The sequence below is a fragment of the Mycobacterium sp. genome, from assembly GCF_035314665.1.
Classification (GTDB): domain Bacteria; phylum Actinomycetota; class Actinomycetes; order Mycobacteriales; family Mycobacteriaceae; genus Mycobacterium.
Window position 1 is genome coordinate 19516 of record NZ_DATFZD010000398.1, and the last position, 7912, is coordinate 27427.

Here is a 7912-nt window from a genome sequence, read left to right on the forward strand (position 1 = left end):
CTCTTTACGACCACTTTCGGGTCGGCCCGCGGTTTGCCCGATTGGCCCAGCACGGCGTGTGCCAATGCCGCCGGTCGTCGACGGCGACCTCACCGGCATCTGCTAACCACACGACCACATGCGCTGTGCCAGAACGGATTTCGTGATCGCAGCCCGGGCAGCGATACGTCTTGGCCGCCCGCGCGGCGGCAACTGGTCGCACTTCGTAGTCGTGGCCGTCGGGCCCGGTTTCCACCCGGCGTTGCCCAGGCAACGGCCGGAGCGGCCGCTGCCTGCGCGGTGGGGTGCGGCGCCGAGGCACCGCACCAGTCTAGTTAGGCGTCAGAACAGCCGATACTCGCCGGAATCCATCCCGCGCATCTTGTCGTAATCCAATGTCAGACAACGGATTCCGCGATCAGCGGCCAAGGTTTTTGCCTGCGGCTTGATCTGCTGCGCGGCGAATACCCCACGCACCGGCGCGAGCACGCTGTCGCGGTTGAGCAACTCGAGGTAGCGGGTGAGCTGCTCGACGCCGTCGATCTCACCGCGGCGTTTGATCTCCACCGCGACCGAGCGGCCCTCTTCGTCGCGGCAAAGCAGGTCGACCGGCCCGATCGCCGTCATGTACTCGCGGCGCACCAACGTATACCCGGCACCGAGCAGCTCCACGTGCTCGGCGAGCAACGCTTGCAGGTGGGCCTCGACGCCGTCCTTGACCAGCCCGGGATCGACCCCTAGGTCATGGCTGGAGTCGTGCTCGATGTCCTCGATGGTGATGCGCAGTTGCTCGCCGGCCTTGTTTTCCACCACCCACACCGGCAGTGCGCCGTCGGCCTCTTCGGTCAGCCAACACGGTGGACTCATCCAGTTCAGCGGCTTGTAGGCGCGGTCGTCGGCGTGCACGCTCACGGAGCCGTCCGCCTTGACCAGCAGCAGCCGGCGGGCCGACGGCAGATGAGCGGTGAGTCGGCCGAGGTAGTCGACCGTGCACTGGGCGATGACGAGACGCACGCGACTCACCTTAAGCGCGAGCCACCAGACGAATTAGGCTGACGCCACGATGATGGCCACACGAACGATCGCGCAACGGCTGGGCCGGCTGCTGGAAATAGTCACCCGACAGAGCGGTCGGTTGCCAGAGACCCCGGCATACGGGTCCTGGCTGCTCGGGCGGGTCTCCGAAAGCCAGGCCCGTCGCCGGGTACGCATCCAGATCATCATCACGGTCTTTATCCTCGCGACCAACCTCATCGGCATCGGCGTCGCGACTCTGCTGCTGACCACTGCCTTCCCGTCGCCCAGCATCTTCAGCGACGCACCGCTGTGGATCACCTTCGGGGTCACGCCCGCTTACATTGCGGTCGCGCTGGCGCTCGGGACCTACCTCATCACCCGTCGGCTGACAATGGCACTTCGGTGGGCAATTGAGGAGCGCCAGCCCACCTCCGCAGACGAGCGCAGCACGTTCATGGCTCCGTTCTGGTTAGCGCTCGGCGTGCTCATCTTGTGGGGGCTCGGGGCGGCGTTGTTGACCACTCTCTACGGGCTGGCCGACAGCACGTTCATCCCGATCGTGGGTTTCTCGGTGAGCATCGTCGGCATTCTGGTGGCCACTGCCTCGTACCTGTTTACGGAGTTCGCGCTACGCCCGGTCGCCGCTCAGGCTCTTGAGGCGGGCCGGGCACCGCGACGGTTGGCGCCCGGCATCATGGGCCGGACTCTGACCGTCTGGTTCCTGGGTTCCGGCGTCCCGGTTCTAGGCATCGCGATTACCGCATTCTTCGCTTTGACGCTGGGCAATCTCAGCGAGACCCAGCTGGCGGTGGCAGTGCTAATCATCTCGTCCGCAACGCTGATCTTCGGGTTTCTTTTGATGTGGATCCTGTCGTGGCTGACCGCGACGCCGGTGCGGGCGGTGCGAGCGGCGCTGCGGCGTGTCGAACAGGGCGATCTGCGAGGCGATCTGGTGGTCTTCGACGGCACAGAGCTCGGCGAGCTGCAGCGTGGTTTCAACTCGATGGTCGACGGCCTGCGCGAGCGCGAACGGGTGCGCGATCTGTTCGGCCGTCACGTCGGACGCGAAGTCGCCGCCGCGGCCGAGCGGGAGAAACCGAAACTCGGAGGCGAAGAACGCTATGTCGCAGTGGTTTTCGTCGATATCGTCGGATCGACGCGGTTGGTGACGAGCCGCCCCGCAGCAGAAGTTGTGCAGCTGCTGAACCGCTTCTTCGCGGTGATCGTCGAGGAGGTGGATCGCAATCGCGGACTGGTCAACAAATTCGAGGGCGATGCGGTGCTGGCAGTATTCGGCGCACCCAACCGGCTCGACCGGCCGGAGGACCACGCGCTGGCCGCCGCGCGCGCCATCGCGAGTCGACTCGCCAGCGAGGTACCCGACTGCCCGGCCGGTATCGGGGTCACGGCCGGGAAGGCCGTCGCCGGGAATGTCGGTGCCAAAGAGCGGTTCGAATACACGGTGATCGGCGAGCCGGTCAACGAAGCCGCCCGGCTGTGCGAGCTGGCCAAGGACCAGCCCGGCCGACTTTTGGCATCCTCGGACGTCGTCAACGCCGCCAGTGAAAACGAGCGGGCCCGTTGGTCTTTGGGCGAGACGGTGACGTTGCGCGGCCACGGCCAGCCGACACGGCTGGCCGCACCCGTTTAGCCGGTCGCGTCGCTGAGCCACGACGATGTCGGTTTTCCGCCAGTCATTTTCAGCGGTACTTGGTCAGCGGCGCGCACCCTATCTGAACCGCGACAACGACATCACACAGGATCTCCGTAAATAACCCCATTTAGAGCAGATTGTGGCCACCGTGTGGCCACAATCTGCTCCCTCGAAATCCTCGGAATAACCGCGATCGCCAGCGCCCTGTCAGATAGCGCAGTGGCGCTGCTTTAACGGAGATCTGCTTATGTCTGGCGCCGGCGTGTCTGACGCGCGCGCGTACCCCTGGGCCGGAACGCGTCTTTGACCTTTTCGCCAGCGTCTTTCAGATGAGACACGCGCTGGTCCTGCCTGCCCTGCCGTTCGAGTGCGACGTCTCCGGTTGCTCGACCGACCACCTCCTTGACTGCGCCCTTCAACCGCTGCGCCTTGTTCCTGGCCTTATCGGAGCCACTCATGGCCGGTCCTCCCTCTGTTGTGGTCTCGCATGGTGACTACCCCGTGTCAGGCACCGACAACCCGCCAGATTGATGTACGAACTTCTCGACGAGCGCAACACGCTGACCGAAAGCTGACAGCTCGGCCAGCGTCCAGGGGACCACAAAAGCTACAAAATCGCATAGGTGAGGCCACTCGGCTCTAGAACCGCTCGGCATGCACTACGACCTGGCAAACGACCGGCTGTGACTGTTCTATCCCGTAGGAGTCGTATGGCAAGAAACACCACCGCCGACCGCTAATCATCGGCATGATTTCAGGCCATGAGCAATGACCAACCCAGCGACGCTGTCTTGGCCGGGCTTAGTCTCGCCTGGGTAATCATTATCGTGGTGGTGTGGCTTGTGAGCGCTTTCGTGGCCGGCCTCGTCGCCCCCAAAGACAGGGCGGTGATGTTCTTTTGGCTCACCGTGCTGATCCTCGGTCCGCTGGGAGCCTTAGCCGCCTCCGTCGCGCAGTCCAGAGAGCCGCTGTATGACGCGCCGCCCGCAAGGCCCATCGCACCAGGCCGGCGACGATTTATATGTCCTAGATGTGGCGCGGAAAACGACGTACCCCAACCCGATGCGAGCTACGACTGCTGGCGCTGCTCGGAGCACCGGACAGTGCAACCCGCGATGCCAGCCGTTAGGCAACCAACGAAAGCAGCCGGATCGGCCACGGTCGCCGGAGCGGGCGCGGTTAAGGATCTCGCGAGCGAGATTGATTCCAAACTCACCGATTTCGACGCGGGCCGAATCAGCTTGGCTGAGCTAGAGATTTATCTAAAGCGCGCCGAATCGTCGCTACCAAAAGGGCCGGGCACGACTCCACAGCGTTTGGGTGGCGTCGACTGACGAATGCCTCCGCGAGTTCGATCAGTTGGCCCCGCTTCAGCGGCTTGAGGACGGGGCGAGTGGGGCAGCGCGGCGGCTGCGGGCACGCTCACCGGCTATGCGCGACCTTGAAACCATCGACTCCGAACTGCGGCTACTGACCGCGGTGCGATGGTCGATCCGCGAGCACGGCGGCGAGCCATCGAGTCGTCAGGTCGACGAGTTGCTCGATGAGCGCCTGAAGCACCGCGGCCGGCTCGGCGAGGAGGCGGCAGTGGACACGGAGATAGCCACGGCGAAAAGAGCAGTAATCCGACTACTGGTGCCAACATCGGCGGGGTGGTTGAGGCTTGCCGGTGGGAGCTCCTCTGCCGTTCGCACGCGCGCTCACCGCTAAGGTTGCCGGCGGCTATCCAGACGCTTCGCGCGGGTTAGATTACGCGGTGCGTCGGTCGAGGATCTCGTCGGCCGTTTTGGTCCGTGCGAACGATGACGCAGCGCTTGGTCCGCTGAGCGGACCGGGGCCTTGCCCCCTGTCTCGGCCGGGTGTGCGATTCGTGATGCGGCGAAATCCCGATACGAGGACGGCGCGGGGCGCGCTGCAGCCGCACCGCTGTCACTAGCTTTGGTCTTGTCATCGGAAACGTTGCGGACGGCAACCAGATGATCGACCAAACACCAGGAGGAGTTTGAGATGGCAACACGAAAATCAGCGCCCACCGCGCCAACCGGGGCCGCCAGCGATAGCTCGCCCAACCAATATCATCTGCGCGGCTACAGCATCCAAATCAGCTACTATCCCGACGGCGCCGGACCGCTCACAAAAGAGGGCCCGGTTATCCTGACGTATTCAGACCGCCACCAATCAAAGGCATTTCGGGGCAAGCAGGCCGACGTCGTCGGTGTCGCCAATCTCGGCACGTGTGTCACGGTGACTCTTCAACTAACCGCGGACCTCGGTTCGACGACGGCGACGCTGTTGGTGCCGACCGTTGTGCTCGTTCCCGGGCAATCGACGACGATAGAAACGGAATTGATCACCACCGTGCACACCGCGTTCATAACCGGTCTTGGCCCTCCCCAACGCGACCACTACACGGTGATCCCACTCACTGGAGAAGCCTCCATAGGCCCACTGCCGCTATAGCGACGCTTCCGACAAGGGGGCGGCAGTGCGGTTGCACGGTTCGGCCTGCACACGAAGCGATTCAGCACCGAGAGATCCTGATCACCACTCAACGGCTTTCTCGATGCGCGTTCTCCTGGGTTTCCACGTCGCCAGGTTTCTGGCGTATCGAACTGCGCCGCAACGCGGTCAAGGTGGGTGGCGAGTTTGTCGTCGGCTCACTCAAGAGCCACAAGAACCGCAGCGTGGCACTCCCGACGTTCGTTATCGACGAACTGGCCCACGCGTGCGAAGGGAAGGGCCGCGAGGAAAACATCGTGGCTCGCGATGGCGGTGGCACGTTGCCAGAAGGCCGACCCGACGTTTCCACGCGTGACGCCGCACGACCTCCGCCACACAGCGGCCTCGTTAGCGATCAGCGCCGGCGCCAACCCGAAGGTCGTCCAGCGGATGCTCGGCCACGCTTGGGCAGCCATGACACTCGACGTGTACGCCGATCTGTTCGAATCCGACCTTGAATCGGTGGCAGAGAATGTGGCCAAAATGTGGTCACCGGAGGGCCAGTCGCACACGCATTCGGCACCCGAAAGTGCTCTCTAACAGCACATACGGGCCGCGAGACCACCAGGATGCCACGACGATGTCGGTTTTCCGCCAGTAATGTCAGTGGTCGGGTGTAATTGTCGAACTGTGCATGAAGACTTCGACCGCTGCTACCGAGCGGTGCAATCCAAGGACGCGCGGTTCGACGGCTGGTTCGTCACCGCGGTGCTGACGACCGGGATATATTGCCGCCCCAGCTGTCCGGTCCGGCCACCGTTCGCCCGCAATGTCCGGTTTTATCCGACGGCGGCCGCTGCACAACGCGCCGGTTTTCGCGCGTGCAAGCGCTGCCGCCCGGACGCGTCGCCGGGTTCGCCCGAGTGGAACATCCGCGGGGACCTCGTCGCCCGGGCCATGCGGCTGATCGCCGATGGCACGGTGGACCGTGAAGGCGTCACCGGTCTTGCCGCCCGCCTCGGCTACACCACACGTCAGCTCGAGCGGCTACTGCAGGCCGAGACCGGTGCCGGTCCGCTTGCCCTGGCCCGTGCGCAGCGCACGCAGACCGCGCGGGTGCTGATCGAGACAACCGACCTGCCCTTCGGCGAAGTCGCTTTTGCCGCAGGCTTTTCCAGCATCCGCCAGTTCAACGACACGCTGCGCTTGGTGTGCGACAGCACGCCGACGCAGTTGCGCAAACGCGCGGCCGCACGGTTCGGGCGCGACGCCACGTCACCGGGGACGGTCTCGCTGCGCCTGCCGGTACGGGCGCCGTTCGCCTACGAGGGCGTCTTCGGCCATCTGGCCGCCGGCGTGGTGCCCGGATGCGAGGAGGTGCGCGATAGCACCTATCGCCGCACCCTCCGGCTGCCGTCCGGAAACGGCACTGTCAGCCTGACACCGGCGCCCGATCACGTTCGCTGCCTGCTGGTCCTGGATGACTTCCGCGACCTGACCACCGCGATCTCGCGTTGCAGGCGGCTACTCGACCTCGACGCCGATCCCGAGGCGGTGATCGAGGTGTTGCAATCCGATCCGGCGCTGGCCCCTGTGGTCGCCAAGGCGCCGGGGCAGCGGATACCCCGGACCGTCGACGAGGCCGAACTCACCGTGCGCGCAGTGCTGGGTCAACAGGTATCGACCAAGGCCGCGCGGACGCACGCGAGCAGGCTGGTTCTCGCCTATGGGCAGCCGGTCCACGACGCCGACGGCGCACTGACGCACACCTTTCCGTCGGTCGAGCAGCTCGCCGACATCGATCCGGCCCATCTGGCCGTCCCGGCGGCACGCCGGCGGAGCCTGACCGCCTTGCTCGCCGGGCTGGCCGATGGGCGTTTGGTCCTGGACACCGGCTGCGACTGGGACGCGGCCCGTCAGCAGTTGCTGGCCCTGCCCGGCATCGGACCGTGGACCGCAGAGGTGATCGCCATGCGCGGCCTGGGAGATCCCGATGCCTTCCCCGTCAGCGACCTCGGATTGCGCTTGGCTGCACAACAATTGGGCTTGCCCACCGCTCAGCGGGCATTGGATGCACGAAGCAGCCCGTGGCGCCCGTGGCGTTCCTATGCCACGCAGCATCTCTGGACCACGCTGGAGCATCCGGTGAACCACTGGCCATCCAAGGAGATCGCATGATCCACTACCGCACAATTGACAGCCCGATCGGTCCGTTGGCACTGGCCGGGCGCGGCCGGGTGCTGACGAACCTGCGCATGTTGAACCAAAGTTACGAACCGGACCGTGCGGATTGGGTGCGCGACGACCGGTCTTTTCCCGATGCGGTCGACCAGCTCGACGCGTACTTCGCCGGCAGGCGCACCGATTTCGATCTCGAGCTCAACATGGTGGGTAGCGAGTTTCAGCGGCGGGTTTGGCAGGCGCTGCTGACGATTCCGTACGGGGAAACTCGATCGTACGGACAGATCGCAGAACAGATCGGCGCATCCGGCGCCGCTCGCGCCGTCGGGTTGGCAAATGGACACAATCCGATCGCCATCATCGTCCCGTGCCACCGAGTAATCGGTGCAAACGGAAGCCTTACCGGGTACGGCGGCGGACTCGATCGAAAACGGTCGCTGCTCGAAATGGAAAAGACTGTGCATTCGGGGAATTTGACGCTTTTCGACTAGGGGTCTGGAAATGCAAAAAAGGGCACCTTTGTGGGGTGCCCTTTTTTGGGTGTGTGTTCGGCGGTGTCCTACTTTTCCACCCGGGTTGGGTAGTATCATCGGCGCTGGCAGGCTTAGCTTCCGGGTTCGGGATGGGTCCGGGCGTTTCCCT

The 7912-nt window shown here is 64.6% G+C and carries 10 protein-coding genes and 1 rRNA gene; 7 read left to right on the top strand and 4 right to left on the bottom strand.

Annotation, left to right across the window (positions count from 1 at the left end; genetic code table 11):
• Nucleotides 1–4: 4 nt before the first annotated feature.
• Both VKI00_RS28440 and nucS read right to left on the bottom strand, forming a co-directional pair.
• Nucleotides 5–301: a hypothetical protein gene (locus tag VKI00_RS28440; protein WP_324444172.1), complete on the bottom strand. Its 297-nt coding sequence runs from the start codon at nt 299–301 to the stop codon at nt 5–7.
• 20 nt (nt 302–321) lie between these two features.
• A complete protein-coding gene (nucS, locus tag VKI00_RS28445; protein WP_324444174.1) occupies nt 322–993 on the bottom strand; it encodes an endonuclease NucS in 672 nt (223 codons plus the stop codon).
• Nucleotides 994–1042: 49 nt separating this feature from the next.
• Here nucS and VKI00_RS28450 point away from each other — a divergent pair, with 49 nt between their 5' ends.
• Nucleotides 1043–2647, top strand: coding sequence for an adenylate/guanylate cyclase domain-containing protein (locus tag VKI00_RS28450; protein ID WP_324444176.1), 1605 nt, complete (start codon nt 1043–1045; stop codon nt 2645–2647).
• A gap of 248 nt (nt 2648–2895) precedes the next feature.
• Here VKI00_RS28450 and VKI00_RS28455 read toward each other — a convergent pair whose 3' ends face one another.
• Nucleotides 2896–3108: a CsbD family protein gene (locus VKI00_RS28455; protein WP_324444178.1), complete on the bottom strand. Its 213-nt coding sequence runs from the start codon at nt 3106–3108 to the stop codon at nt 2896–2898.
• A gap of 303 nt (nt 3109–3411) precedes the next feature.
• Here VKI00_RS28455 and VKI00_RS28460 point away from each other — a divergent pair, with 303 nt between their 5' ends.
• The 6 genes from VKI00_RS28460 (at nt 3412) to VKI00_RS28485 (ending at nt 7761) form a co-directional block, all read left to right on the top strand.
• On the top strand, nt 3412–3984 hold the full coding sequence (locus VKI00_RS28460; RefSeq protein WP_324444179.1) for a hypothetical protein: 573 nt from the start codon (nt 3412–3414) through the stop codon (nt 3982–3984).
• Nucleotides 3985–4081: 97 nt separating this feature from the next.
• On the top strand, nt 4082–4360 hold the full coding sequence (locus tag VKI00_RS28465; RefSeq protein WP_324444181.1) for a hypothetical protein: 279 nt from the start codon (nt 4082–4084) through the stop codon (nt 4358–4360).
• A gap of 297 nt (nt 4361–4657) precedes the next feature.
• The gene (locus VKI00_RS28470; protein WP_324444183.1) at nt 4658–5110 is read left to right on the top strand and encodes a hypothetical protein; all 453 of its coding nucleotides are present in this window, start codon (nt 4658–4660) and stop codon (nt 5108–5110) included.
• Between the two features lie 306 nt (nt 5111–5416).
• Nucleotides 5417–5689, top strand: coding sequence for a tyrosine-type recombinase/integrase (locus VKI00_RS28475; RefSeq protein ID WP_324444185.1), 273 nt, complete (start codon nt 5417–5419; stop codon nt 5687–5689).
• A gap of 90 nt (nt 5690–5779) precedes the next feature.
• Nucleotides 5780–7267 (top strand): DNA-3-methyladenine glycosylase 2 family protein, encoded by a 1488-nt coding sequence (locus VKI00_RS28480; protein ID WP_324444187.1) that lies wholly within the window; start codon nt 5780–5782, stop codon nt 7265–7267.
• Nucleotides 7264–7761 (top strand): methylated-DNA--[protein]-cysteine S-methyltransferase, encoded by a 498-nt coding sequence (locus VKI00_RS28485; RefSeq protein ID WP_324444189.1) that lies wholly within the window; start codon nt 7264–7266, stop codon nt 7759–7761. The genes VKI00_RS28480 and VKI00_RS28485 overlap by 4 nt, the downstream gene beginning before the upstream one ends.
• A 55-nt stretch (nt 7762–7816) precedes the next feature.
• Here VKI00_RS28485 and rrf read toward each other — a convergent pair.
• Nucleotides 7817–7912, bottom strand: a 5S ribosomal RNA gene (gene rrf, locus VKI00_RS28490); the annotation flags it as partial.

Excerpts from the sequence above, each read along its gene's own strand:
- VKI00_RS28450 (WP_324444176.1), top strand. The coding sequence starts at position 1,043 with ATGATGGCCACACGAACGATCGCGCAACGGCTGGGCCGGCTGCTGGAA.
- VKI00_RS28455 (WP_324444178.1), bottom strand. The coding sequence starts at position 3,108 with ATGAGTGGCTCCGATAAGGCCAGGAACAAGGCGCAGCGGTTGAAGGGC.
- VKI00_RS28460 (WP_324444179.1), top strand. The coding sequence starts at position 3,412 with ATGAGCAATGACCAACCCAGCGACGCTGTCTTGGCCGGGCTTAGTCTC.
- VKI00_RS28465 (WP_324444181.1), top strand. The coding sequence starts at position 4,082 with ATGCGCGACCTTGAAACCATCGACTCCGAACTGCGGCTACTGACCGCG.
- VKI00_RS28470 (WP_324444183.1), top strand. The coding sequence starts at position 4,658 with ATGGCAACACGAAAATCAGCGCCCACCGCGCCAACCGGGGCCGCCAGC.
- VKI00_RS28475 (WP_324444185.1), top strand. The coding sequence starts at position 5,417 with ATGGCGGTGGCACGTTGCCAGAAGGCCGACCCGACGTTTCCACGCGTG.
- VKI00_RS28485 (WP_324444189.1), top strand. The coding sequence starts at position 7,264 with ATGATCCACTACCGCACAATTGACAGCCCGATCGGTCCGTTGGCACTG.